We start from the raw sequence: 25,472 nt of genomic DNA, 5'->3' as shown, positions 1-25,472 counted from the left end.
CGTAGTGATCGATCGACAAACGGAGTCCCCGTGTCGCTGCCACCCCTGGTCGAGCCGGCCGCCGAGCTCACCGTCGACGAGGTCCGCAGGTACTCCCGCCACCTGATCATCCCCGATGTGGGGATGGACGGGCAGAAGCGGCTGAAGAACGCGAAGGTGCTCTGTGTGGGCGCCGGCGGTCTCGGTTCGCCCGCCCTGATGTACCTGGCCGCCGCCGGTGTGGGCACGCTCGGCATCGTGGAGTTCGACGAGGTCGACGAGTCCAACCTGCAGCGCCAGATCATCCACAGCCAGGCGGACATCGGCCGCTCCAAGGCGGAGTCCGCCCGCGACAGCGTCAAGGGCATCAACCCCTACGTCAACGTGGTCCTTCACGAGGAGCGGCTCGAGGCCGACAACGTGATGGACATCTTCAGCCAGTACGACCTGATCGTCGACGGCACGGACAACTTCGCGACCCGCTACCTGGTCAACGACGCGTGCGTGCTGCTGAACAAGCCGTACGTCTGGGGCTCCATCTACCGCTTCGACGGCCAGGCGTCCGTCTTCTGGTCCGAGCACGGCCCCTGCTACCGCTGCCTCTACCCCGAGCCCCCGCCGCCGGGCATGGTCCCCTCCTGCGCCGAGGGCGGCGTGCTGGGCGTGCTGTGCGCGTCCATCGGCTCCATCCAGGTCACCGAGGCGATCAAGGTCCTCACCGGCACCGGCGAGCCGCTGGTCGGCCGGCTGATGATCTACGACGCCCTGGAGATGCAGTACCGCCAGGTCAAGGTCCGCAAGGACCCGGACTGCGCGGTCTGCGGCGAGAACCCGACCGTCACCGAGCTCATCGACTACGAGGCCTTCTGCGGTGTCGTCTCCGAGGAGGCGCAGGAGGCGGCGATGGGGTCGACGATCACTCCGAAGCAGCTCAAGGAGTGGATCGACGACGGCGAGAACATCGACATCATCGACGTCCGCGAGCCCAACGAGTACGAGATCGTCTCCATCCCGGGCGCCCGTCTGATCCCCAAGAACGAGTTCCTCATGGGCAGCGCCCTGCAGGACCTGCCGCAGGACAAGAAGATCGTCCTGCACTGCAAGACCGGTGTCCGTTCCGCCGAGGTGCTCGCCGTGCTGAAGTCCGCGGGCTTCGCCGACGCGGTCCACGTCGGCGGCGGCGTCATCGGCTGGGTCAACACGATCGAGCCGGACAAGCCGGTCTACTGACCGACGGGAGAGCGAAGGCCCACGGCGTCCGACCGGTTCGGACGCCGTGGGCCTTCGTCGTCCCTATCGGCCGGATGTCACGGGCCGGATGTCACGGGCCGGACGTCACGGACCTGCCGTCGTGGCCCCGGCCGGTTCACGCCGTGCCGCCGGGGCGGCGGCGACGGAACGGCGGGGCACCGGAAGGGACTTCCACGAGCGGTGCCGTTTGAAGGGCAGCTCGAAGACCCGGGCGAACAGCCACGCCCCCAGCAGTGAGACGGGCAGCGCCACCAGGAGCGTGAACCAGAACGTGGGCAGTCCGGGGGCGACGAACCGCGGGGCGACGCGCCGGATGACGGCCATGACGACCGGCAGATGGATCAGATAGAGGCTGTACGACACATTGCCCAGGCCCCGGACGGGACGCGCGGTCAGCAGCCGCAGCAGGAGGGCCGGTCGCCCCGTGGCGACCGCTGCGATCAGCATCGTCATGGCCGGCGCGACGGCGAGGTCCACCCAGAAGTAGTGGTCCACCGTCCAGACCGGGCCCTTGACGGCGGCGAGCACCGCGACCGGCGCGGCGGCCGCCACGGCGAACCAGTGCCACGGCAGGCGCCGGACCCGGGCCGGGGCGACGACGATCCCCGCGCCCACCAGTCCGGCGACGAACACCGGGGCCAGATGCGGGGTGAGCCAGTTGTCGCCCTCCACCGGGGACGCGCCCGGCGCCATCAGGCCGCGGGCGACGACCGGGAGTGTCACGCCCGCGACCAGCACCACCGTGCCCAGCCGCCGCCGCACGAGCAGGAGCAGCGGGAAGAGCAGGTAGAGCTCCGCCTCCACCGCGATCGACCAGAACGTGCCGTTCGGCGTCGGCGCGGTGAACACGTCCTGGGCGACGAGGCCGTACACCAGGACCGTCGCGCCGGTGGGCGGCCCGAAGTGCGAGGCCGGCACCACGAACCAGGCGACGACCAGGCTCAACGCGAGCGCCGCCCAATACGGGGGAAGGATGCGCCAGGCCCGGCGGCGCAGGAAAGGGGCGGTACCGCCCGGCCGCCAGCCGTCCCGCGCCGGGGAGATGGCCAGGGAGAACCCGGACAGCACCAGGAAGAAGACGACGGCCAGGCGCCCGTACATGAGCCCGTCCAGCCACCAGGGGGCCGAACTGTCGGGATACCCGGGGAACGTGTAGAGCCAGCAGTGGAACAGGAGCACGTACAGGGCGGCCAGGCCGCGGAGCCCTTCGAGGCCCGGCACCTCGGGCCGGGCGTGGCCTTCGCGGGTGTCGCTGACGGGACGGCTGGCATCCACGGGATCGGCGGGACCTTTCTCCGGCGTCGGCGACCCTGTGCCACCCACGGTGACTGGTACGTCGCCGCGGGCCGCGCGGTTCAACGGGTCCCGCACCCTCCTGTCCGGGTCACTGCACGCCGTTGCGGATGACGTCCGGGCGGTTGGTGATGATGCCGTCGGCGCCGAGGGCCGCCATGCGGACGGCGGTGGTGAGGTCGTCGACCGTCCAGGCGTTCACGCGCAGCGGCTTGCCGTCGGGGCCGTCGACGCTGTGGACGGCCTGCACGTAGGCGTAGGTGACGTCCTTCTCGTCCGGGTTGATCTGGTCGGCGAAGGCCGCGTACTCCTTCAGGCGGGAGACCGGCGGGCTGCCCAGGAAGCCGGTCACGACGGCCGGGCGCAGTTCGTGGGTGCGGCGCAGGGCGTCGGCGCTGAAGCTCTGGATGACCAAGCGGCCGGCGAGGTGGGCCTGGTCGAGCCAGCCCGCCTTCTCGAGGGCGTCGACGGTCTGCTTCTCGACGCCCGGGTAGAGCTCCGGCTGCTTGAGCTCCAGCAGCAGGCCCTGCTGGTCGCGGTCGAGGAGGGTCAGGTACTCCTGCAGCGTCGGGACGCGCTCGCCGCGGAAGCGCGGGGCGAACCAGCTGCCGGCGTCGAGCCGGCGGATCTCGGCGAGGGTGAAGTCGGCGACGCGCCAGGGGGAGCGGTCGGGGAAGACCTGCTCGACGTCGGTGGTGCGGCTCAGCGTCGCGTCGTGGATCACGACCAGGGCCCCGTCCTTGGTGCGCTGGACGTCGTTCTCGATCCACTTGATGTGCTGCTCGTGGGCCCGGCGCACGGCCGCCAGGGTGTTCTCGGGGGCCTCGGTGGAGGCGCCGCGGTGGGCGAAGACCGTGGGGGAGGAGGGGTCCGCGGGGGCGGCCTGGGCCGGCATGGTGACGAACGCGGAGGCTCCGAGGAAGAGGGCTGCCGTGACGGTGCGGGCGAGGTGTTGGTGCATGCGTACTCCTCACGACGGCGCGAGCCCTTCCGACCGAGGGTCGCAGCCCGTACCGGGACACAGCGGTGCACGACATGACAAACGGGTGAATAAACACATCCCGTTCCCCCGTCAGGGTGGCACGGATGACGTCCGGCCGCAGTTCGTGGGACGCCCGGGCCCGCCGGGCCGCGCCGGAACAGGCCGCGGGGCCGCCGGGAGCGCCGCTGCGGGCGCCCCGGGCGACCCCGTGGTCACGGATCGTGAGGTTCCGGGCCGGTCGTGGGGGTCAGCGGTGGCGGCCCTCCAGCATCGCCTCCAGCGTGTCCCGGTGCAGGATCAGCGCGTCGGGGTCGGCCGGCATCTCGCGCTCCCCGAAGTGGACCTGGCGGTGACCGATGCGCAGCATCAGGACCGCGTGCCGCAGCGCGGCGTACAGGAGGTGGAAGTCCAGGTCGCGCGGGGTGTGCCCGGTGAGTTCCGCGTAGGTCGCGGCGATGCGGTCGCGGTCGAGGAAGTCCGGCATGCCGGGGAAGCCGGCGGTGACGGTGAGGTCCTGGAAGAAGCGGTGCAGGTACACCAGCCAGGCGAGGTCGAGTTCGCGGGGGCCGGAGGAGGCCATCTCCCAGTCGAGGACGGCGACCGGGGAGAAGTCCGCGTCGTAGACGATGTTGCCGATCCGGGCGTCGCCCCAGCTGAGCACGGACGGCCCGGGGTCGGCCGGCCAGTGCTTCTCCAGCCAGGCGAAGGCCCGCTCGATCAGTCGGGAGCGGGCCGGTCCGTCGACGACCCATTCGTAGTAGGCGCGTTGGGCGTCGACGTGGGCGCGCAGCGTCCCCTCGCCGGGGACGGTGTGGAGTTCGGCGAGGACCCGCACCGTCGAGCGCTCCAGCCGGGCCCGGTCCTCCTCGGAGGCGTCGAAGAGCCAGTTGCCGCCGTAGGTGTAGGGCATGACGTCCGGCGGGACGCGCCCGGGGACGCGCTCCATGACGAAGAACGGCGCGCCGAGCGGCCCCGGGTCGGGCTCCAGCCACAGCAGTTCGGGCACGGGGACGCGGGTGCGGGCGGCGACCGTGCGGATGACGCGGTACTGCTCGGCCATGTCGTACGTCGGGAAGACGGCGTAGGCGTCGGGGTCGCCGGCCAGCCGCAGCACGCAGGGGCGGATGCGCTGGCGCGCGGTGCCCTCCGGGTGGGGGACGGCCAGGTCGAACAGGACGGTCTCGCTGGACAGCCCGTTGGCGGCGGGGAGGTGCACGCCGCGGCTGTGGGCGCCGGGGTGCTTCGCGGCCAGCCACTCGTCGAGGCGGCTGCGCAGCAGTCGGGGATCGCGGGTGGTGGTGCGCACCGTTGTCACATGGCCTCCTGACCGGTGAAGCCGCTGGGGGTGTGGCGGCCGAAGCTGCCGTGCTCAAAGATGCCGTAGCCGACCCGGCCGTCCCAGGCGAAACGCGCGGCGTGGTCGGTGACTCCGTACGCGGTGGGCGCCATGACCGCCGGATCCGTCAGGTCATACGCACGGCGGTCGAGCCATCCGCGGCCCTTCCACTCGCCGTGCTGCCAGTCGCGGGCGGGCGGGTATCCGGCGCCGACGGCGAGCGGGCTGGAGACCATCACCTCGGCCTCGATCTTCCCGCTGTCGAGGTGGACGACGGCCGAGACCGGCACCCGGGTGCCCTCCCGGTAGGTGATGTCGACCGCGGCCCGGCCCAGTTGCCGGTCCGGGCCGTGCTCGGTGATCTGCAGGGCCTCGTCCAGGGAGCGGTAGCCGTCGGCGTCCTCCTGGGCGATCACCATGACGAAGCGGTCGTCGAACCGGATCGGTATCCACAGCCAGTGGAAACCGTGCGGGCGGTGCTCCTCCTCGGCCCGCCCCGGGGCCTCGCCGGGCACCGGGCGCACCCCCCAGCTGCGGTCCCGCGTGGCCGTCCAGCGTCCGCGTTCCACGCGGATCTCCTCGCCGTCGCCGGTGCGGACCACGCCGTGGCAGGTGCCGGCCTGGACGAAGCGGCTGGCCTCCAGGAAGAGCCGGCCGCCCCGGTACTGGGCGTGGTGCGGCTCCTCGACGGCCGGGAAGGCGGCCTCCCATTCCAGGTCGTAGGAGAGGAACTCGTCGTCGCAGGTCAGCCGGAGCCTGCGAAGCGGTTCCAGGACGTCCACGCGCAGCGGCCCGACATGCTGCCGCATGCGGTCCTCGCCGAGCGCGTCGGAGGCGCGCACGGCGAGCATGGCGCTGCCGCGGGTCAGGGTCGCGTAGGCGTCGGTGACACCGAGGTTGGGGTAGACGCCGAGGCCCGTGACGAGCAGGGCGCGGCCCTCGTGGTCGAAGAAGTGGAAGATCGAGCGGTCGTAGGCGTTGCGGTCGCCGGTCGCGACATGGCGCATGGAACGGGCGATCTGATGGACCGGGTACTCGTCCAGGGGCACGGGTCGAGGCGCGGGCATGCGCCTGATGATGCGTCAGCGCGGTCGCGGTGGGAAGAGGTCGTGCCGTGCCCCGTGCCGCGCGGTCAGTCCCCGCCGGCCTCGCCGTCCGGCTTGCGCCTGGCCCGGCTCGGCTGCACCCGCAGCGGCTCCCCGGGCATCTTGGGGTGGTCCGGCGGGTACGGCATGTCGCCCAGCCCGCGGTCGTGTTCGTCGCGCTCGGCCAGTTCCAGGACGGCGTCCAGCCGGTGGGCCTGCGCCTCCATGCCGGCGTGCACGTCGCCCAGCTCCGCGAACCGCGCGGGCATCGTGACCAGGTCGAAGTCCAGCGGGTGCACCTGCGGGACCTCCTCCCAGCGCAGCGGCGCGGAGACCGGGGCGTTCGGCTTGGGCCGTACGGAGTAGGCGGAGGCGATGGTGCGGTCGCGCGCGGTCTGGTTGTAGTCGACGAAGATCTTCTCGCCGCGCTCCTCCTTCCACCACGCGCTGGTGACCTGGTCGGGCATCCGCCGCTCCATCTCGCGGGCGATGGCGATGGCGGCCCGCCGCACCCCCGTGAACGTCCATTCCGGCTCGATGGGGACGAAGACGTGCAGGCCCCGCCCGCCGGAGGTCTTGGGCCAGCCGCGCAGTCCCAGTTCCTCCAGCAGCCCGCGCAGCTCGACGGCGACGCGCACCGCGTCGGAGAAGTCGGTGCCGGGCTGCGGGTCGAGGTCGATGCGCAGCTCGTCCGGGTGGTCGAGGTCGCCGCGCCGGACCGGCCAGGGGTGGAAGGTGAGGCAGCCGAGGTTGGCGCCCCAGACGACCGCGGCCGTCTCGGTCGGGCAGATCTCGTCGGCGTGCCGGCCCGAGGGGAAGCGGATGCGGCCGGTGGGGATCCAGTCCGGGGTGTTCTTCGGCGCGCGCTTCTGGAAGAACGACTCGCCCTCGACCCCGTCCGGGTAACGCTCCATCGTCGTCGGCCGGTCGCGCAGCGCCCGCAGGACGCCGTCGCCGACCGCGAGGTAGTAGCGGGCCACGTCCAGCTTGGTGAAGCCCGGTTCCGGGAAGTACACCTTCCCCGGGTTCGAGATCCGGACCGTCCGCTCGCCGACGGTCAGCTCGACCGCCTCCGCCATGCCGCCACCGCCTCTCGCGTGACCGCCTCTCCCGTCCCCGACACGGTAGGCCCGACGGGCGGGCGGCGCCTGTCGGGCGGAGAATCGCGGCATGGACCTCCCGGTGATGCCGCCCGTGAAGCCGATGCTCGCCAAGTCCGCCGCCGCGATCCCGCCCGGCATGCTGTACGAGGGCAAATGGGACGGCTTCCGCGCCATCGTCTTCCGGGACGGCGCCGAGGTGGACATCGGCAGCCGCACCGGCAAGCCGCTGACCCGCTACTTCCCGGAGGTCGTCGAGGCGGTCCGCGCCGAACTCCCGCCGCGTGCCGTCGTCGACGGGGAGATCGTCATCGCCCGCGAGGGCCGGCTGGACTTCGACGCGCTGCTGGAGCGCATCCACCCCGCCGACTCCCGGGTGCGCCAGCTCGCCGAACGCACCCCCGCCTCCCTCGTCGCCTTCGACCTGCTGGCACTCGGCGACCGCTCCCTGATGGCCGACCCGCAGACCTGGCGCCGCCAGGCCCTCGTCGACGCGCTCGGCCCGGCACGGGCGCCGGTCCACGTCGCCCCCGCCACCACCGACGTCGAACTCGCGCGGCGGTGGTTCGAGCAGTACGAGGGCGCCGGACTGGACGGCGTCGTCGCCAAGCCCACCGACGTCGGATACCGCCCCGACGAACGCGTGATGATCAAGGTGAAGCACGAGCGCACCGCCGACTGCGTGCTCGCCGGTTTCCGCTGGCACAAGTCCGGCCCCATCGTCGGCTCCCTCCTGCTCGGCCTGCACGACGCCGCCGGCCGGCTCCAGCACGTCGGCGTCTGCGCCTCCTTCCCCATGCGGCGCCGCGAGGAACTCGTCGCCGAACTGGAGCCGCTGCGCATGGAGTCCGCCGAGGGCCACCCCTGGGCGGACTGGGCCGAGGCAGAGCCCGGCGGCCGCATGCCCGGGGCCCAGAGCCGCTGGAGCGCGGGGAAGAACCTCTCCTGGATCCCGCTGCGGCCCGAGCGCGTCCTGGAGGTGGCCTACGACCACATGCAGGGCGACCGCTTCCGGCACACCGCCCAGTTCCGCCGCTGGCGGCCCGACCGCGACCCCGCCGGCTGCTCCTACGCTCAGCTGGAGGAACCGGTCGGCTACGACCTCGGCGACATCCTGCGCTGAGGCCCCCGGTCCTCGGGTGCCGGTACGCGTACCGGCGCCAGCCGCAGTCGCTGCGGGGGCCGCAGCAGCGGGAGCCGTGCCGCCGCGGCGGGCAGCGCGGGCCCTCCGGGCCGCTCCCGGGCGTCGGCGAAGGCGGTGAACCAGAGGACGACGTCCTCGCCGGTACGGACGGGCAGCGCCGGGAAGTCGTTCACCGCGTGCTCGCTGCGGTGCACCGCGGAGTCCGCCGGCAGCCCGCCGGGCCCCGCGAGGGCCCCGGCGAAGACCTCCGGGTCGGCGGGGTGGCAGACGGTCACGACGACCTGGCCCGCGTCCGGCGGTACGCGGTAGCCGGGGCCGCGCAGCAGCAGGACGTCGTCCGAGTCGGTCATGGTGGCGTTGGCGGCGTCCCGGTGCGCCCGCCACACCGGGCCCCCGTAGAAGGCGCGCAGCGAGCGGAGCCGCGCGGGCATCCCGGGGAAGCCGCGCATCCACACGAAGCGGTCCGGGTCGTCCAGGTCGGCGAAACGGCCGCCGACCCGGATCCCGGCGGCCTCCTGGCCGGTGACGAACTCGCGCTCGAACAGCTTCGTCAGGGTGTCCCGGGCGCCGGGGCGCAGGGTGTACTGCCGCAGTTCGACGATGTGCGTGGTCTCCATGACCGGGGACCGTAGGGGCGGCCCACTGACATCTCCTGTCAGTGGGCCCGCGTCACAGCGCCTGCCGCCTGGTGAGCGTGGTGAACGCCAGCCAGCCCGGCAGCACCGGCAGCCAGAAGGTCAGCACCCGGAACAGCAGCACCGCGGAGGTGGCCGTCGCCGAGTCCAGGTGGCCGATGGTGGTCAGACCGGCGATCAGCGCGCCCTCGACCGCGCCCAGGCCACCCGGGGTCGGGGCCGCCGAGCCCAGGGCGTTGCCCGCCAGGAAGACCACCGCGATCGCCGCGAAGTTCACCTCGCCGTGGAAGGTGCGGATGCTCGCGTCCAGGCACAGCACGAAGGCGAGGGTCAGCAGCAGCGTGCCGCCGATGCCCGTGGTGAGCTTCATCGGCTGCTGCAGCACGTCCAGCATGCGCGGCACCACCCCGGCGAACAGCGCCCGCACCCGGGTGGAGACGAAGCGCCGCAGCGGCGGTACGGCGGTGACGACCAGGAAGAGCACGCCGGCCGTCAGCAGCCCCGCCATCACCGTCCGGGACGGCGACAGCGAGGGCGTCTTCTCGGTGCCGGTGATGTAGCCGAACACCAGCAGCAGGCTGATGTGCGAGCCGAGGCCGACCAGCTGCGAGGCGCCCACGCTCGCCACCGCGAGGCCGGGGCGTACGCCCGACTTCTGCAGATAGCGCGTGTTGAGCGCCACACCGCCGATGGCGGCCGGGGCCACCAGCTTCACGAAGGAGCCGGCGATCTGCGCCAGCGTGGTGCGCAGGAAGGACAGCTTCTCCGGCACGAAGCCGGACAGCGCCATCGCCGCCGCGACGTAGCTGAGCGCGGAGGCCAGCACGGCCACGATCACCCAGATCCAGTTCGCCTGGCCCAGCAGTGTCGCCGGGTCGATGCTGCTGATCTGGGAGAGCAGGAAGTACGCGGCGAAGGCACCGGCGATGATGCTGATCAGTGTGCGCGGCCGCACCCGCTCCAGCCGCACCGGCTCCACCGGGGCCTGCGGACGGATGAGCAGCACCTGGTGGCGGATCCGGGTGAGCAGGTCCTCCTCGCGGACCCCCTCCAGCGCGTCCTCCATCGCCTTCTTCTCGGCCCGCCGCTCGGCCTTGGTCTCCTTGCCCGCGTCCTTGGCGGCGGTCTCCCCGGCCTCCCCGTCCGCGCGCCGGGCCCGGGACGCGGCCAGCACGGCGTCGCGCTCGCGCTGCGCCCGCTCCCTGGCGAGCTGCTTCAGCGTGGCCCGGGTGGTGCGGCTCAGCGCGATCGGCTGCAGCAGCGGCAGGGAGTCGGCGACGGCGTCCGGGCCCAGCACGGCCACGGCCGAGGCCACCGACCGCTCCGGGCCGACGCGCAGCGCCAGGGTGGTGAGCAGCTGCGCCACGTCCATGCGCAGCACGATGTCGCCCGCGGCGATCTCCCCGCCGCGCAGATCGGTCAGGAAGACGCCGCCGGAACGATCCATCTTCAGCGCCTCGCCGACCAGCCTGCGGTGCGCGATCCGCCGCGACTGCAGCGCCCGCACCTGCTCCCAGGCGCCGTGCAGGACGTCGTCGGTGATCTCCTCGTCCGGCAGCGCGTCCAGCGAGCGTCCGCCCATGTGCTCGTAGACCAGCATCACGGCGTCCGGGCCCAGCTCCGAGGTGGCGATCAGCCGCGGGGCCTTGGCGCCGGCGGCGATGGCCGCGTAGGCGAGCAGCGCCTCCTGCTCCAGCGCCTGGCGCAGCGACTGCAGGCTGCGCCGCTGGGTGATCCCGCGCAGCTGGAGGCGGCGCCACATCCGGTAGAAGAAGCCGTGCGCCTGCTGCTCGCGGTCCACCACCGTGACGTCCAGCAGCGGGCCGTCCTCCAGGGTCACCAGGTAGCGGCGGCCGCGGTCGGAGTCCGGCGCGTCGGGGAACTCGTCCTCGGCGCGGACCGCCGTCAGCGGGGCGAAGCCCACCCTGCGCAGGCCCGCGAGCAGGTTCTGGCCGGTCGGGCGGACGTTCGGCGAGCCGACCCCGTAGAGGGTGCCGTAGGCCACCGTCCAGCCGATGAGCACGGTGACGATGATCGAGAACGGAGTGGTGTAGCCGCCCACCAGCACCGCGAAGGAGTCCACGACCAGCACGAACCACAGCGCCACCCGCCAGCGCGGACGCCGGGCCATGCCGACCGCGGTCATGTAGGCGATCACCGGGGCCAGATAGCCGTGGACGGGGTCGGTGATCCCGCCGCCGGGCGCGTCCCGGGTCAGCGCGTCCCGGATCGCCACCGGCGCCGCGTCCGAGACCCACAGGTCGGTCGCGAGCGACACCCCGTGGGCCAGGACCGCGGCCAGCACGCCGTCCGCGATGCGCAGCCCGTCCCGCTTGATCAGCCGCTCCACGGCGAACGCCACGGGCACGATCAGCACCGCCACGGTCGCCAGCAGCCCGGCGATCGTGATCAGCGGCTCGGGCGCGTGCGTCGCGCCCTCGGCGATGTCCTGCTCCACGCCGGAGGTCGTCGCGTGCGCGAAGCCCGCGATCATCAGCACGATCGCGATGCCGAGCAGCCCGAAGAGGAAGCGCACGAGGTCGACGGGCCGGTGCACGCGCGCGGGCAGCAGCGGTTCGTCGCGCGCCACCGGGTCGGTGTGCGGGGAGGTTCCGGTGGCCCGTGAGCCGTCGTCCGCGTCGTGTCCGTGTCCACCGTGAGGCGGCTTCGCCGCGGTGGCCTCGTCCCCGGCGTCCTCCTCCGGCGCGCCGGGCTCCGCGGTGACATCGGCCGACCGCGGTGCGGACGGGGCCGGCTCCTCCGCCGGAGCGGCCGCGCCGTCACCGTCGGAGTGGTCCGCGCCGGTCGCCCCGGCGGCTCGCGGCCCGTCGTCCGGCCCGCAGGACGCGGCGGCCCGCGCGGGCGGGGCTGTGGCCGGCGTCTCACCGGGGGGCCCGTCGTCCGCTGCGGTCACGGCGTCGTCGCCGGGGGTCGCCGCGGCACCCGTGGACGGCAGGCCGCGGGCCGCCTCGTCCGCGTCACCGGGCGCCCGCGGGGCCTGCGGCACGGCGGACGAACCTCCGGCCGGGGCGGCGTCCCCCGGGCCCTCGGAGGCAGCGGGGACCGCGCGAGCGGCTCCGTTCCCGCTCACGTCGTGCTCTCCGGCTGTCTCTTTTTGATCTCGTATCACCAGTCACCGCCCGGATGATGGTGGCACGAGCAGCCCGCGCATGGGCGCAGGAGGGGGCAATTCGCCGTTCTGGGCGCCCCTGCGCGCGCTCCCTGCGCCCGCCGCTGTCGGTGCCGTGGGGCACCATGTGACGGATGAGCAAGGACACCGCGCACGACCCGGAGGATGCTCCGGACGACGTCCCGGAGCTCCCCGCGTACGCGGAGCGCGTGCTGGACGTCGCCGAGCGGATCCCGCCCGGACGGGTCATGACGTACGGCGACGTCGCCGAATGGCTGGGGGAGGGCGGCCCCCGGCAGGTGGGCCACGTCATGGCGCTGTACGGCGGGGCCGTGCCGTGGTGGCGCGTGGTGCGCGCGGACGGCGGGCTGCTGCCGGGCCACGAGCTGCGCGCCCTGGAGCACTACCGCGCCGAGGGCACCCCGCTTCGCCCGGCTCCGCGGGCGGCTAAGGGCCACATACCCCGTCTCGACATGCGCGGGGCCCGCTGGGACGGCACGGACCCCGTGCCCGGCCCCGGCAAGGACGACTGACGACCGGACGCTCACACCATCCAGCTTCCGCCATCCGGGACCGGTTGATGCGATCGGCCGTCCGGACGGAGTACGGCAGCCCGCGCCCGGCCGCTCCCGCATCCGTACGGGAAGGACGGGACGCGCGGCGGCCCCGGTGACCGGTGGCGTACCGTCGGCACCCGGCCTCACCCGGCCACCGGCGGCACAGGCCACCGCACAAGCACCCGCACGCACACGGAACCGGCGAACCACGTGACCTCCTCCTCCACACGCCAGACGGACGCCGCCGCACGGCGCTCCGGGGGGACGGTCGGGCCTTCCGGCGGCTACCGGCTGCTACGGACCGCTCCGGAACCGGTGACGCCCCCTGAACTGGACGCCGCACAGCGCGCGGTGGTTGAGCACCCGGGCGGTCCGCTCCTCGTCCTCGCCGGACCGGGCACCGGGAAGACCACCACCCTGGTCGAGGCCGTCGCCGAACGCGTGCGGCGCGGCACCGACCCGGAACGGATCCTCGTCCTCACCTTCAGCCGCAAAGCCGCGGGTGAACTGCGGGACCGCATGACCGCCCGGATGGGCGGCGCGGCCGCACCGCAGGCCACCACCTTCCACTCCTTCTGCTACGCCCTGGTCCGCGCCCACCAGGACCCCGAGCTCTTCGCCGACCCGCTGCGGCTGATGTCCGGCCCCGAGCAGGACCTGGCGGTGCGCGAGCTCCTGGCGGGCGAGGCCGAACTGGAGCGGCGGGGGCGGACCGGGGTGCGCTGGCCGGACGAGCTGCGCGCGGCGCTGACCACCCGCGGCTTCGCCGACGAGGTGCGGGCGGTGCTGGCCCGCACCCGCGAGCTGGGCCTCGGCCCGCGCGCCCTGGCCGCGTTCGCCGGCCGCACCGGCCGCCCCGACTGGTCGGCGGCGGCCGGCTTCCTCGCCGAGTACCTGGACGTCCTCGACCTCCAGGGCGTCGTCGACTACGCGGAACTGGTGCACCGCGCGGTGCTGCTGGCCGGGCGTCCCGAGGTGTCCCGCCACCTCGCCGGGGCCTACGAGGCCGTCTACGTCGACGAGTACCAGGACACCGATCCGGCGCAGGTGCGGCTGCTGCAGGCGCTCGCCGGCGGCGGCCGCCACCTGGTGGCCTTCGGCGACCCCGACCAGTCCATCTACGCCTTCCGCGGCGCCGACGTGAACGGCATCCTCGGCTTCCCCGACGCCTTCCGGCACGCCGACGGCCGCCCCGCCGGCGTCCGGGTCCTGACCACGTCCCGCCGCTCCGGCGCCGGCCTGCTGGCCGCGACCCGGCTCCTCACCCGCCGGATGCCGCTGACCCGGCTCCCGGCCGCCGCCGTCCGCGCCCACCGCGAGCTCGCGCCGGTCCGCGACGGGGGCTCGGTCGCCGTCCGCACCTACCCCACGCCCGGCGCCGAACTCGACGGCATCGCCGACGTCCTGCGCCGCGCCCACCTGGAGGACGGCGTCCCCTGGTCCGACATGGCCGTCCTGGTCCGCGCCGGCTCCCGCTCGCTGCCCGTGCTGCGGCGGGCCCTGACCTCCGCCGGGGTGCCCGTCGACATCGACGGCGACGACCTCCCGCTGCGCGACGAGCCCGCCGTGGCCCCGCTGCTGCTCGCCCTGCGGGTCTGCGCCCACGCCGCCCTGCCCGACGCCCCGGAGCCGGGCCTGCGCGTCGAGGACGCCCTCACCCTGCTGGGCTCCCCGCTCGGCGGCATGGACGCCGCCGACCTGCGCCGCCTGGGCCGCGCCCTGCGCGAGGAGGAGCGGGCCGCCGGGGCCGCCGTGCCGCGGCCGTCGGACGAGCTGATCGCCGAGGCGCTGGCGGAGCCCGAGCGGCTGGTGGCGCACGACCCCTCGTACGCACGGGGCGCCCAGCGGCTCGGCGGGCTGCTGCGCAAGGGACGCGAGCTGCTGGCCGGCGGCGGCACCGCCGAGGAGGCGCTGTGGGGGTTGTGGGACGGCACCCCCTGGCCCGGCCGGCTGGAGCGGGCCGCCGCGCGCGGCGGCGCGGCCGGACGCAACGCCGACCGGGACCTGGACGCGATGTGCGTGCTCTTCGACGCCGCCGCCCGCGCCGAGGAGCGCACCGGCGGCCGCGGCGCGCTGAACTTCCTGGAGGAGCTGTCCGCCCAGGACATCGCCGCCGACGTGCTGACCCGCCGAGCCGTACGCCCCGACGCCGTACGGCTGATGACCGCGCACCGCTCCAAGGGCCTGGAGTGGGGGCTCGTCGTCGTCGCCGGCGTCCAGGAGGGGCTCTGGCCCGACCTGCGGCGCCGCGGCTCGCTGCTGGAGGCCGACCGCATCGGGCGCGACGGCCTCGCCGAGCCGCTCACCCCGGGCGCGCTGCTCGCCGAGGAGCGCCGGCTCTTCTACGTCGCGGCCACCCGGGCCCGCGAGCGGCTCGTCGTGACCGCCGTGAAGGCGGCCGCCGACGACGGCGACCAGCCCTCCCGCTTCCTCACCGAGCTCGGCGTCGAGCCCGCCGACGTCACCCACCGGGCGCGCCGCCCGCTGTCGGTCGCGGCCCTCGTCGCCGAGCTGCGCGCCACCACCGTCGACCCGGCCGTCTCCCCGGCCCTGCGTGAGGCCGCCGCCCGCCGCCTGGCGCGGCTCGCGGCCCTGGAGGACGCCGGCCAGCCCCTGGTGCCCGCCGCCCACCCCGAACGCTGGTGGGGCCTGTACGAGCCGACCCGCTCCGAGGTGCCGCTGCGGGACCGCGACAAGCCGGTCACCCTCTCCGGCAGCGCGCTGGACCAGCTGGCCAACACCTGCGCCCTGCAGTGGTTCCTCGGCCGCGAAGTGAAGGCCGAGCCGCCCTCCACGGCGGCCCAGGGCTTCGGCAACGTCCTGCACGTCCTCGCCGACGAGGTCGCCTCCGGCAGCACCCCGGCCGACCTGGACGTGCTCATGGAGCGGCTGGACTCGGTGTGGAACGCGCTGGCCTTCGACGCGCCCTGGAAGTCCCAGCAGGAGAAGGAGAACGCCCGCGCCGCCCTGGAGCGCTTCCTGCGCTGGCACGTCATGGAACGCGGCCGCCAGGCCGTCGCCTCCGAGCACGGCTTCGACGTCACCCTGGAGGCCGGGGAGGTGGCCGTCCGCATCCGCGGCAGCATGGACCGCGTCGAGACCGACGCGGACGGCAACGCCTACGTCGTCGACTTCAAGACCGGCAAGGCCAAGCCCACCGCCGCCGAGGTCGAGGGCCACCCGCAGCTCGCCGTCTACCAGCTGGCCGTCCGCGAGGGCGCCGTCGACGAGCTCTTCCACGGCACCCGGCCCGCCCCCGGCGGCGCCGAGCTCGTCCAGCTCCGCATCGGCGCGGCCCGCCGCGACGGCGGCGACACCCAGCCCACCGTCCAGCACCAGGAGGCGCTGAGCGGCGACTGGGCCGACGCCCTGCTCGCCGGCGCGGCCGCCCGCGTCCTCGACGAGCGCTTCACCCCCTCCACCGGCCAGCACTGCGAGAACTGCGCCTTCCGCGCCTCCTGCAGCGCCCGCTCGGAGGGACGGCACGTCGTGGAGTGACGGGGGTACGGCTCAGCCGCCGGGTGCCTCGGCCCGCAGCCCGATGTCCTGCGCCGCCTTCAGCAGGCGCTGGTCGTACGTGACGTACACGAGCGGATCCGCGCCCGCCTGACCGGCCAGGAGCTGCGCCGTCGCGAGGTGGATCGAGTCGAGCGAGCGGAGCAGCGGATCACTGTAGGCGGAAGCCGTGGCACGGACGGCCGCGTCGATCTCGATCCGGTAGAGCCGGGTGATCACACCGGGGACGCCGGCGAGTGCCTGCGGGGCCGACCGGCGCAAGGCACGTGGCACCTCCACCTCGACGAGCGACGACGACACCAGGGGTTCGCCAGGGCGGTCGTTCAGCCAAGCGATCAACTCCCGTGTGCCCTGCTCCCGGCGGACCATCTTCACGATCGCCGCCGAATCCAGGTAGATCACCAGCGCTCCTCCTCGCGCATGGCGACGAGTGCGGCCGCCGTGTCGATCCCCGGATCGCCGAGCACAGGCGGCGCCGGGATCGGACCTGAGGCCGCGGGTGGGGTGGCGCGTCCCTCGGCGACCATGCGGTCCAGTACGGACTGGCTGCCCGAGACGGGCACGAGACGGGCCACCGGGGTTCCGCTCACGGTCACCTCCAATGTTTCGCCGTGCTGCACGCGCGCGAGCACGGCGCTGGTGTTCTGGTTCAGCTCGCGTACCGGGATGCGCTCCATGCTTCCAGCGTAGAACGCGATGTTCTACATCGGTAGGGCGGAATGCGCCCGAACCGATGACAGCCGGCCGGCCGGGCGGCGGGGTCCGCTGTCGGTGGCGCCCGATAACCTCCCCTTCGTGTCCTCCCGCATCACCGGTCCCGAGCAGCTGAAGGAGTTGCTGGGCATCCCGTTCACCCCGGAGCAGACGGCGTGCATCACCGCGCCGCTCGCCCCGCAGGTGATCGTGGCCGGTGCCGGTTCCGGGAAGACGACCGTCATGGCGGCCCGCGTGGTGTGGCTGGTCGGCACCGGGCAGGTCGCGCCCGAGCAGGTGCTGGGGCTGACGTTCACCAACAAGGCCGCCGGGGAGCTGTCGGAGCGCGTGCGCAAGGCCCTCGTCCGGGCCGGCGTCGGCGACCCCGACCCGGCGGACCCCGACCACGCGCCGGGCGAGCCGCAGATCTCCACCTACCACGCCTTCGCCGGACAGCTGCTCAAGGAGCACGGGCTGCGCATCGGGCTGGAGCCGACCGCGCGGCTGCTCGCCGACGCGACGCGCTACCAGCTCGCGGCGCGCGTCCTGCGGGCCGCGCCCGGCCCCTTCCCGGCGCTCACCAAGGGCATCCCGAGCCTGGTCAGCGATCTGCTGGCGCTGGAGGGCGAGCTGGCGGAGCACCTCGTGCCGCCCGAGCGGCTGCTCGCCCACGACCGGGAGTGGCTCGCCGCCCTCGACGGCGTCCGGCTCACCAACGCGGATCTGCGCAGGCTCCCCGAGACGGCCCGCGCCCGCGCCGACCTGACCGGGCTCGCCGCCGCGTACCGCGCCGAGAAGAAGCAGCGCGACCTGCTCGACTTCGGCGACCAGATCGCCCTGTCGGCGACCCTGGCCCGCACCCGCCCCGAGGTCGGCCGCATCCTGCGCGAGCAGTACGCCGTGGTGCTGCTCGACGAGTACCAGGACACCTCCGTCGCCCAGGGCCTGCTGCTCTCCGCCCTGTTCGGCGACGGCACGGGCCATCCGGTGACCGCGGTCGGCGACCCCTGCCAGGCCATCTACGGCTGGCGCGGCGCCTCGGTGGCCAACCTCGACGACTTCCCGCTCCACTTCGCGCACGCCGACGGGACGCCCGCCCGCCGCCAGTCCCTGTCGGAGAACCGGCGCAGCGGCGGCCGGCTGCTCGACCTCGCCAACGACCTCGCCGTAGAGCTGCGCGAGCGCCACGAGGGCGTCGAGGCCCTGCGGCCCGCACCCGGCGCCGAACGGGACGGCGTGGTGCGCTGCGCGCTGCTGCCCACCCAGGAGGAGGAGATCGCCTGGATCGCCGACTCCATCGCGCACCTGGTCCGCACGGGCACCGCGCCCGGCGAGATCGCCGTGCTGTGCCGGGCCGCGGCTCACTTCGCCGACATCCACGCGGCCCTCGTCGCCCGCGACGTGCCGGTGGAGGTGGTCGGCCTTTCCGGGCTGCTGCACCTGCCGGAGGTCGCCGACCTGGTCGCCGTCTGCGAGGTGCTGCAGGACCCGACGGCCAACGCCGCCCTCGTCCGGCTGCTCACCGGGCCGCGCTGGCGGATCGGGCCGCGCGACCTGGCCCTGCTCGGGCGGCGCGCGCGGCTGCTGGTGCCGGGCCGCGGCGACACCGCGGACCGGCTGGCCGCCGCGGTGGAGGGCGTCGACCCGGCCGAGGTGATCTCGCTCGCCGACGCACTGGAGACCTTCGTCGACGGCGAGCCCGAGGACCGCCTGCCCTTCTCGGCCGAGGCGCGCGTGCGCTTCGCGCGCCTGGCCACCGAGATACGCGAGCTGCGCCGCTCCCTCGCCGACCCGCTCATGGACGTCCTGCACCGGGTGCTCGCCGTCACCGGCCTGGAGGTCGAGCTCTCCGCGTCCCCGCACGCGCTGGCCGCCCGCCGCCGGGAGACCCTGCACGCCTTCCTGGACATCGCGGCCGGCTTCGCCTCCCTGGACGGCGAGGCCACGCTGCTGGCCTTCCTCGGCTTCCTGCGCACCGCCGCGCAGTACGAGAAGGGCCTGGACAGCTCCCTGCCCGGCGGCGAGAACACGGTGAAGGTGCTCACCGCGCACAAGTCCAAGGGCCTGGAGTGGGACGTCGTGGCCGTCCCGGGGCTGGTCCGCAAGGGCTTCCCGAGCGAGCGGGGCCGCGAGCTGTGGCACTTCAACGCCAAGGTGCTGCCGCACGCGCTGCGCGGTGACGCCGCCACCCTCCCCGACGTCGAGGAGTGGTCGCGGGCGGGCCTGGCCGGCTTCAAGGCGGCCATGGCCGAGCACAACCGGGTCGAGGAGCTGCGGCTCGGCTACGTCACCTTCACCCGGCCGCGCTCCCTGCTGCTCGGCTCCGGCCACTGGTGGGGGCCCAGCCAGAAGCGGCCCTTCGGCCCGTCCGCCTTCCTCGAGGCGCTGCGCGCGCACTGCGAGGCCGGCCACGGCGAGGTCGAGCACTGGGCCGAGGAGCCCGCGCCCGACGCCGGCAACCCGGCCCTGGCCCGTACGGGCGAGACACCGTGGCCGCTGCCCCTGGACCAGGCCGCCATGGCCCGTCGCCGCGAGGCCGCGCGCAATGTGCTGGCCCATCTCCAGGCCCCGGCCGCGCACCCGGCGGCCGCGCCGTCCGACCCCGAGTGGCCGCCGCCCCCCGAGGACGAGGAGGAGCCGCCGTACGAGGCGTTCGACGACTACGACGCGTACGGCGACTACGACACGTACGGCGACTACGACGCGTACGAGGATCCGTACGAAGGCCCCTACGGCGAGGACGACGCCGGCGGCCGGGAGGACCTGCCGGCCGACCGCCCCGCCATCCCCGACCAGCCCGGTCCGCCCGCGCACGGGTACGGAGGCGGAGCGCGGGCCCTGCTCCCCGAGGAGGCCCGCGCCGTCGCGTCCTGGGACCGGGACCTCGACGCCCTCACCGAGGAGCTGCTCCGCTCCCGGGCGGCCGTCCGGGACGTCCTGCTGCCCACCACGCTCAGCGCCTCCGCGCTGCTGCGGCTGGCCGCCGACCCCGACGGCTTCGCCCGCGAGCTGGCCCGCCCCATGCCCCGTCCGCCGCGGCCCGCGGCCCGGCGCGGCACCCGCTTCCACGCCTGGGTCGAGTCCCGCTTCGAGGAGCTGCCGCTGATCGCCCCCGAGGATCTGCCCGGCATGGAGGGCGACGACGAGATCGCCGACGAGCGCGACCTCGCCGCGCTCAAGGAGGCCTTCCTGCGGACCCCGTACGCCGAGCGCACCCCCTACCGCGTCGAGGCGCCGTTCCAGCTCGGTCTCGCCGGGAGGGTGATCCGCGGCCGGATCGACGCGGTGTACCGGGAGGGTGACGGCTACGAGATCGTCGACTGGAAGACCGGGCGGGCCGGCACCGCCGACCCGTTGCAGCTGGCCGTCTACCGGCTCGCCTGGGCCGAGCAGCGCGGAGTGCCGTTGTCGCAGGTCACCGCGGCTTTCCTGCACGTGCGTACCGGGGAGCTGACCCGGCCCGGGCCGCTGCCCGACCGGGCCGCGCTGGAACGCCTGCTGCTGGGCGGGCCGGCGCCCGGACGCGAATCCGGGCCGGGGGCCGCGCACGGTGCCGACGCCGGGGGTCCCGGCACGGCCCGATAGGCTCAAGGCCATGAGCACCACCCCGGACAGCGTCGTCCGTACGTACGTCGAAGCCCATCGCGAGGCCTTCCTCGGCGACCTCGCCGAATGGCTGCGCATCCCCTCGGTCTCGGCCGATCCGGAGCGCGCGGCCGACGTACGGCGCAGCGCCGAGTGGCTGGCGGCGAAGCTGAAGGAGACCGGTTTCCCGGTGGCCGAGGTGTGGGAGACCCCCGGTGCCCCCGCGGTCTTCGCCGAGTGGCCCTCCGACGCCGCGGACGCGCCGACTGTGCTCGTCTACGGCCACCACGACGTGCAGCCCGCCGCCCTCGAGGACGGCTGGGACGGCGAGCCCTTCGAGCCGCGGATCCGCGACGGCCGGATGTACGGACGGGGCGCCGCGGACGACAAGGGCCAGGTGTTCTTCCACACACTCGGCGTCCGCGCGCACCTGGCCGCCACCGGCCGCACCGCCCCCGCGGTGCATCTGAAGCTGCTGATCGAGGGCGAGGAGGAGTCCGGCTCCCCGCACTTCGCCGACCTCGTGCGCGCCCACGCCGGGCGGCTGGCCTGCGACACCGTGATCGTCTCGGACACCGGCATGTGGGACGAGGACACCCCGACCGTGTGCACCGGCATGCGCGGCCTGGCCGACTGCCAGATCGACCTCCACGGCCCCGACCAGGACATCCACTCCGGGTCCTTCGGCGGCGCCGTCCCCAACCCGGCGACCGAGGCGGCCCGGCTCGCCGCGGCGCTCCACGACGCGGACGGCCGGGTGGCGATCCCCGGCTTCTACGACGGCGTCCAGGAGCTCACCGACCACGAGCGCGAACTGTTCGCCCGGCTGCCCTTCGACGAGGAGCGCTGGCTGCGCACCGCCAGGTCGCACGCGACGAGCGGCGAGGCCGGCTACTCCACCCTGGAGCGGGTCTGGGCCCGGCCGACCGCCGAGGTCAACGGCATCGGCGGCGGCTACCAGGGTCCCGGCGGCAAGACGATCGTGCCGTCCTCGGCGCAGCTGAAGCTGTCCTTCCGGCTGGTGGCCGGCCAGGACACCGACCGGGTGCAGCGGCTGGTCGCCGACTGGGTCGCCGCACGCGTCCCGGCCGGGATCCGGCACGAGATCACCTTCTGGGGGGCCACCCGCCCCTGCCTGACCCCGCTGGAGCACCCAGCGCTGCGCGCGGTGACCCGGGCGATGAGCCGGGCCTTCGGCAAGGAGGTCCTGTTCACCCGCGAGGGCGGCTCGGGCCCGGCGGCCGACCTGCAGGACGTTCTCGATGTCCCCGTCCTGTTCCTGGGAATTTCCGTGCCGTCCGACGGTTGGCACTCGGTGAACGAGAAGGTGGAACTGGACCTTCTGCTCAAGGGCGTGGAGACGTCCGCGTACCTCTGGAGCGAGTTCACGACTCTGTGAGCATCCGCACCCATCCGCGCGCTACGGGGAGTTGACAGGAATCTTGTCCGATACGTCCGGAACCGGTCCCACCTTCGACACGACGGCCTTCCCGCCGCCCCTCGCCCGCCCGTCCGGCGTAGACCGCGCCGCCGAGCACCGGCTCGACGAGGCCTGGCTGGCCGCCGCCTGGAGCCACCCCAAGACGCAGGTGTTCGTGGTCTCCGGGGGTCAGGTCCTGGTCGAGGACACCCCGGACGGCCGCACCGAGCTGGTCATGATGCCGAGCTTCGAGGCGCCGGAGAGCGAGGTGCACCGCTACTTCCTCGGCGTCGACGACGAGGGGGTCCGCTACTTCGCGCTGCAGAAGGACTCGCTGCCCGGACGCCTGGACGAGGCGGCCCGCCCGGCCGGGCTCCGGGAGGTCGGGGCCCTGCTGTCGGACCGCGACGCCGGCCTGATGGTGCACGCGGTCGCGCTGGAGAACTGGCAGCGCATGCACCGCTTCTGCTCGCGCTGCGGGGAGCGCACCGTGGTGGCGGCCGCGGGCCACATCCGCCGCTGCCCTGCCTGCGGCGCGGAGCACTACCCGCGCACCGACCCCGCGGTGATCATGCTGGTCACCGACGAGGAGGACCGGGCGCTGCTGGGCCGCCAGGTGCACTGGCCGGAGGGGCGCTTCTCGACGCTCGCGGGCTTCGTGGAGCCGGGGGAGTCCCTCGAACAGGCCGTGGTGCGCGAGGTCGCCGAGGAGGCCGGGGTGACCGTCGGCGAGGTGTCGTACGTCTCCAGCCAGCCCTGGCCGTTCCCCTCCAGCCTGATGCTGGGCTTCATGGCGCGCGCCACGTCCGCGGAGATCACCGTGGACGGCGAGGAACTGCACGAGGCGCGCTGGTTCTCCCGCGAGGAGTACCGCAAGGCGATGGAGACCGGCGAGGTGCTGCCGCCCTACGGGATCTCCATCGCGGCGCGGCTGATCGAGCGCTGGTACGGGATGCCGCTGCCCGCCCGCCGCTGAACGCGGGCCCGTGCGGCCCGGCCGGGCTTGCCGCCCGGCCGGGCCGCTGCGGCCTCAGCCCGCGAGGGCCTGCTTCACCTGGGCCAGGCTCGGGTTGCTGAGCGCGACAGCCTCGGCGCCGCTCTTGGGGGACACCAGGAGCGTCGGGACGAGCTGGTTGCCGCCGTTGACGCTCTCGACGAACTTCGCCGAGTCCGGGTCGTGCTCGATGTTGACCTCCGTGAAGGCGATGCCCTCACGGTCCAGCTGACCCTTCAGGCGTCGGCAGTATCCGCACCACGTGGTGCTGTACATCGTCACAGTGCCGGACATCGGCGTTCGCTCCTTCAAGGCTGGGGATGACGTCGATCCCGAGAACGCTAACCCCTCGCCGCGGCATTCCTTGCAATCGTTCGCGGTACGACCATCCCACCTCAGCTGTGGATAACTTTCCCGGCCGTCTCCCGGGACCTGGCAGCATGGCGGGGTGACTGCACCAACCCACACCCCGCTCTTCCCGGACTTCCCCGCCGTACCGGACTCGGCGGACGCCGTGCTCGCCGGGCTCGACCCCGAGCAGCGCGCCGTCGCCACCGCCCTGCACGGCCCGGTGTGCGTGCTGGCGGGAGCCGGCACGGGCAAGACGCGCGCGATCACCCACCGGATCGCGTACGGGGTGCGGGCCGGGATACTGCAGCCGTCCAGTGTGCTCGCCGTCACCTTCACCGCCCGCGCGGCCGGGGAGATGCGCGGGCGGCTGCGGCAGCTCGGCGCGGGCGGTGTGCAGGCGCGCACCTTCCACTCCGCGGCGCTGCGTCAGCTGCAGTACTTCTGGCCGCGGGCCGTCGGCGGCGAGATGCCGCGGCTGGCCGAGCGCAAGATCCAGCTCGTGGCGGAGGCCGGGGCCCGTTCCCGCATCCGGCTCGACCGCAACGAACTGCGCGACGTCACCGGCGAGATCGAGTGGGCCAAGGTCACCCAGACCGCTCCCGAGGACTATCCGGCGGCCGCCGCCAAGGCCGCCCGGGACGTGCCGCGCGACCCCGCCGAGATCGCCCGGATCTACACCACCTACGAGCAGCTCAAGCGGGACCGCGGGGTCATCGACTTCGAGGACGTGCTGCTGCTCACCGTCGGCGTCCTGGAGGACCGGCCGGACGTCGCCGACGCCGTCCGCTCCCAGTACCAGCACTTCGTCGTCGACGAGTACCAGGACGTCAGCCCGCTGCAGCAGCGCCTGCTGGACCTGTGGCTCGGCGGCCGGGACAGCGTCTGCGTCGTCGGCGACGCCTCGCAGACCATCTACTCCTTCACCGGCGCCACCCCGGAGTTCCTCCTCGGGTTCCGCGGCCGGCATCCGCAGGCGACGGTGGTGAAGCTGGTCCGCGACTACCGCTCCACCCCTCAGGTGGTGCACCTCGCCAACGGGCTGCTGTCCCAGGCCCGCGGCCAGGCCGCCCAGCACCGCCTGGAGCTGGTCTCGCAGCGCGAGGCCGGCCCCGAGCCGGTCTACACCGAGTACCCGGACGAGCCCGCCGAGGCCGAGGGCACCGCCCGGCGGATCCGCGAGCTGATGGACGAGGGCGTGCGCCCCAGCGAGATCGCCGTGCTGTACCGGGTGAACGCGCAGTCCGAGGTCTACGAGCAGGCACTCGCCGACGCCGGCGTGCCCTACCAGCTGCGCGGCGCCGAGCGCTTCTTCGAGCGCCCCGAGGTCCGCGAGGCCGGGATGCTGCTGCGCGGTGCCGCGCGGGCGGGCGGCGGCTCCGACCCGGGCCTGGACGACGCGGATCTGCCCGCGCACGTGCGGGCGGTGCTCAGCACCCGCGGCTGGTCCACCGAACCCCCGGCCGGGTCGGGCGCGGTCCGCGACCGATGGGAGTCGCTGGCGGCCCTGGTGCGGCTGGCCGAGGACTTCCACCGGGCCCGGCCGCAGGCCACGCTCGCGGACTTCGTCGCCGAGCTCGACGAACGCGCCGGCGCCCAGCACGCCCCGACCGTCGAGGGCGTCACCCTGGCCTCGCTGCACGCCGCCAAAGGCCTGGAGTGGGACGCGGTGTTCCTGGTCGGCCTGACCGAGGGCACGATGCCGATCACCTACGCCAAGACCGACGAGCAGGTCGAGGAGGAGCGCCGGCTGCTCTACGTCGGCGTCACCCGCGCCCGGTTCCACCTCTCCCTGTCCTGGGCGCTGTCCCGCTCGCCGGGCGGACGCGGCGGCAGGCGGCCCTCGCGCTTCCTGGACGGGCTGCGGCCGGGCTCGGCGGCCCGGGGCAGGGCGGGCGGCCGTTCGGCCGCCACGGGCGGCGTGGAGCGCGGCTCCGGCGGCAGGAAGCGGCGCGGGCCGGTGCAGTGCCGCGTGTGCGGCCGCACCCTGTCCGACGCGGGCGAGATCAAGCTGATGCGCTGTGAGGACTGCCCCTCCGACATGGACGAGGCGCTGTACGAGCGGCTGCGCGAGTGGCGGGTGGAGCAGGCGAAGGCGCTGGGCCAGCCGGCCTACTGCGTCTTCACCGACAAGACGCTGCTGGCGATCGCCGAGGTGCGGCCCACCTCTGAGGGTGAATTGTCCGTCATCTCCGGGGTCGGGGCCCGCAAACTGGACAAGTTCGGTGCCGACGTCCTCGCCCTGTGTACGGGTGGCGAGCCCGGCGGTGCGGCCGGTGACGAGGCCGTTGAGGAAGCTGCTGGGGAAGTTGTCGAAGAAGAGCCCGGAAAATAGTTTGCGCGCCCCGAGGAAATCCCCATAGCCTGCGTGAGCGCGGACGACGCGGCTCTGTGAAGGACCTTCCCGGAGCGGTGCAATCCGTG

The 25,472-nt window shown here is 74.1% G+C and carries 18 protein-coding genes; 8 read left to right on the top strand and 10 right to left on the bottom strand.

Annotated features, from left to right (window positions below; genetic code table 11):
* Positions 1-30 precede the first annotated feature (30 nt).
* A complete protein-coding gene (moeZ, locus tag CHF15_RS13970) occupies positions 31-1,209 on the top strand; it encodes an adenylyltransferase/sulfurtransferase MoeZ (protein ID WP_089224087.1) in 1,179 nt (392 codons plus the stop codon).
* A 105-nt stretch (positions 1,210-1,314) separates the two neighbouring features.
* Here the strand turns inward: moeZ and CHF15_RS13965 are convergent, their stop codons facing one another.
* The 5 genes from CHF15_RS13965 to ligD all read right to left on the bottom strand — a co-directional run bounded on the left by CHF15_RS13965 (position 1,315) and on the right by ligD (position 7,005).
* The gene (locus CHF15_RS13965) at positions 1,315-2,505 is read right to left on the bottom strand and encodes an acyltransferase family protein (RefSeq protein WP_089224086.1); all 1,191 of its coding nucleotides are present in this window, start codon (positions 2,503-2,505) and stop codon (positions 1,315-1,317) included.
* 109 nt (positions 2,506-2,614) lie between these two features.
* Complete coding sequence (locus tag CHF15_RS13960; RefSeq protein WP_089224085.1) at positions 2,615-3,484, bottom strand: glycerophosphodiester phosphodiesterase; 870 nt, start codon at positions 3,482-3,484, stop codon at positions 2,615-2,617.
* A gap of 268 nt (positions 3,485-3,752) precedes the next feature.
* Positions 3,753-4,820, bottom strand: coding sequence for a phosphotransferase family protein (locus CHF15_RS13955; protein ID WP_089224084.1), 1,068 nt, complete (start codon positions 4,818-4,820; stop codon positions 3,753-3,755).
* The gene (locus tag CHF15_RS13950; protein ID WP_089224083.1) at positions 4,817-5,908 is read right to left on the bottom strand and encodes a hypothetical protein; all 1,092 of its coding nucleotides are present in this window, start codon (positions 5,906-5,908) and stop codon (positions 4,817-4,819) included. Before CHF15_RS13950 ends, CHF15_RS13955 begins: the two co-directional genes overlap by 4 nt.
* A gap of 65 nt (positions 5,909-5,973) precedes the next feature.
* Positions 5,974-7,005, bottom strand: a complete 1,032-nt coding sequence (gene ligD, locus CHF15_RS13945) for a non-homologous end-joining DNA ligase (protein ID WP_089224082.1) — start codon at positions 7,003-7,005, stop codon at positions 5,974-5,976.
* A gap of 91 nt (positions 7,006-7,096) precedes the next feature.
* On the opposite strand from ligD, the gene CHF15_RS13940 reads away from it, so the two are divergent.
* Complete coding sequence (locus CHF15_RS13940) at positions 7,097-8,149, top strand: ATP-dependent DNA ligase (protein ID WP_089224081.1); 1,053 nt, start codon at positions 7,097-7,099, stop codon at positions 8,147-8,149.
* Here the strand turns inward: CHF15_RS13940 and CHF15_RS13935 are convergent.
* Both CHF15_RS13935 and CHF15_RS13930 read right to left on the bottom strand, forming a co-directional pair.
* The gene (locus CHF15_RS13935; RefSeq protein ID WP_089224080.1) at positions 8,122-8,787 is read right to left on the bottom strand and encodes an NIPSNAP family protein; all 666 of its coding nucleotides are present in this window, start codon (positions 8,785-8,787) and stop codon (positions 8,122-8,124) included. The two genes, CHF15_RS13940 and CHF15_RS13935, sit on opposite strands and share 28 nt — an antisense overlap.
* A gap of 52 nt (positions 8,788-8,839) precedes the next feature.
* Positions 8,840-11,896, bottom strand: coding sequence for a lysylphosphatidylglycerol synthase transmembrane domain-containing protein (locus CHF15_RS13930; RefSeq protein WP_107418549.1), 3,057 nt, complete (start codon positions 11,894-11,896; stop codon positions 8,840-8,842).
* Between the two features lie 173 nt (positions 11,897-12,069).
* Here CHF15_RS13930 and CHF15_RS13925 point away from each other — a divergent pair, with 173 nt between their 5' ends.
* A complete protein-coding gene (locus CHF15_RS13925) occupies positions 12,070-12,468 on the top strand; it encodes an MGMT family protein (RefSeq protein ID WP_089224079.1) in 399 nt (132 codons plus the stop codon).
* Between the two features lie 234 nt (positions 12,469-12,702).
* Complete coding sequence (locus CHF15_RS13920) at positions 12,703-15,990, top strand: ATP-dependent helicase (protein WP_089224078.1); 3,288 nt, start codon at positions 12,703-12,705, stop codon at positions 15,988-15,990.
* A 12-nt stretch (positions 15,991-16,002) separates the two neighbouring features.
* On the opposite strand, the gene CHF15_RS13915 is transcribed toward CHF15_RS13920, so the two are convergent.
* Both CHF15_RS13915 and CHF15_RS13910 read right to left on the bottom strand, forming a co-directional pair.
* Positions 16,003-16,410 (bottom strand): type II toxin-antitoxin system VapC family toxin, encoded by a 408-nt coding sequence (locus CHF15_RS13915; RefSeq protein ID WP_089224077.1) that lies wholly within the window; start codon positions 16,408-16,410, stop codon positions 16,003-16,005.
* Entirely contained in the window at positions 16,407-16,685 is a 279-nt protein-coding gene (locus CHF15_RS13910) for a type II toxin-antitoxin system Phd/YefM family antitoxin (RefSeq protein WP_089224076.1), read from the bottom strand. The genes CHF15_RS13915 and CHF15_RS13910 overlap by 4 nt, the downstream gene beginning before the upstream one ends.
* A 118-nt stretch (positions 16,686-16,803) precedes the next feature.
* Between CHF15_RS13910 and CHF15_RS13905 the strand changes: the two genes are divergently transcribed.
* The 3 genes from CHF15_RS13905 to nudC are packed head-to-tail and all read left to right on the top strand — an operon-like array spanning position 16,804 to position 22,682.
* Positions 16,804-20,286, top strand: coding sequence for an ATP-dependent helicase (locus CHF15_RS13905; protein WP_089224438.1), 3,483 nt, complete (start codon positions 16,804-16,806; stop codon positions 20,284-20,286).
* 10 nt (positions 20,287-20,296) lie between these two features.
* Entirely contained in the window at positions 20,297-21,685 is a 1,389-nt protein-coding gene (locus CHF15_RS13900; protein WP_089224437.1) for a dipeptidase, read from the top strand.
* A 43-nt stretch (positions 21,686-21,728) separates the two neighbouring features.
* The gene (gene nudC, locus CHF15_RS13895; RefSeq protein ID WP_089224075.1) at positions 21,729-22,682 is read left to right on the top strand and encodes an NAD(+) diphosphatase; all 954 of its coding nucleotides are present in this window, start codon (positions 21,729-21,731) and stop codon (positions 22,680-22,682) included.
* Positions 22,683-22,736: 54 nt separating this feature from the next.
* Here the strand turns inward: nudC and CHF15_RS13890 are convergent, their stop codons facing one another.
* Positions 22,737-22,994 carry a glutaredoxin domain-containing protein gene (locus CHF15_RS13890; protein WP_018561524.1) on the bottom strand — a complete coding sequence of 86 codons (258 nt, stop codon included), beginning with the start codon at positions 22,992-22,994 and terminating at the stop codon, positions 22,737-22,739.
* 154 nt (positions 22,995-23,148) lie between these two features.
* On the opposite strand from CHF15_RS13890, the gene CHF15_RS13885 reads away from it, so the two are divergent.
* On the top strand, positions 23,149-25,383 hold the full coding sequence (locus tag CHF15_RS13885) for an ATP-dependent DNA helicase UvrD2 (RefSeq protein WP_089224074.1): 2,235 nt from the start codon (positions 23,149-23,151) through the stop codon (positions 25,381-25,383).
* Positions 25,384-25,472: the final 89 nt, after the last annotated feature.

The sequence above is a fragment of the Actinacidiphila glaucinigra genome, from assembly GCF_900188405.1.
GTDB classification, from domain to species: Bacteria; Actinomycetota; Actinomycetes; order Streptomycetales; family Streptomycetaceae; genus Actinacidiphila; species Actinacidiphila glaucinigra.
This window is presented reverse-complemented; position numbering and strand designations above follow the sequence as displayed.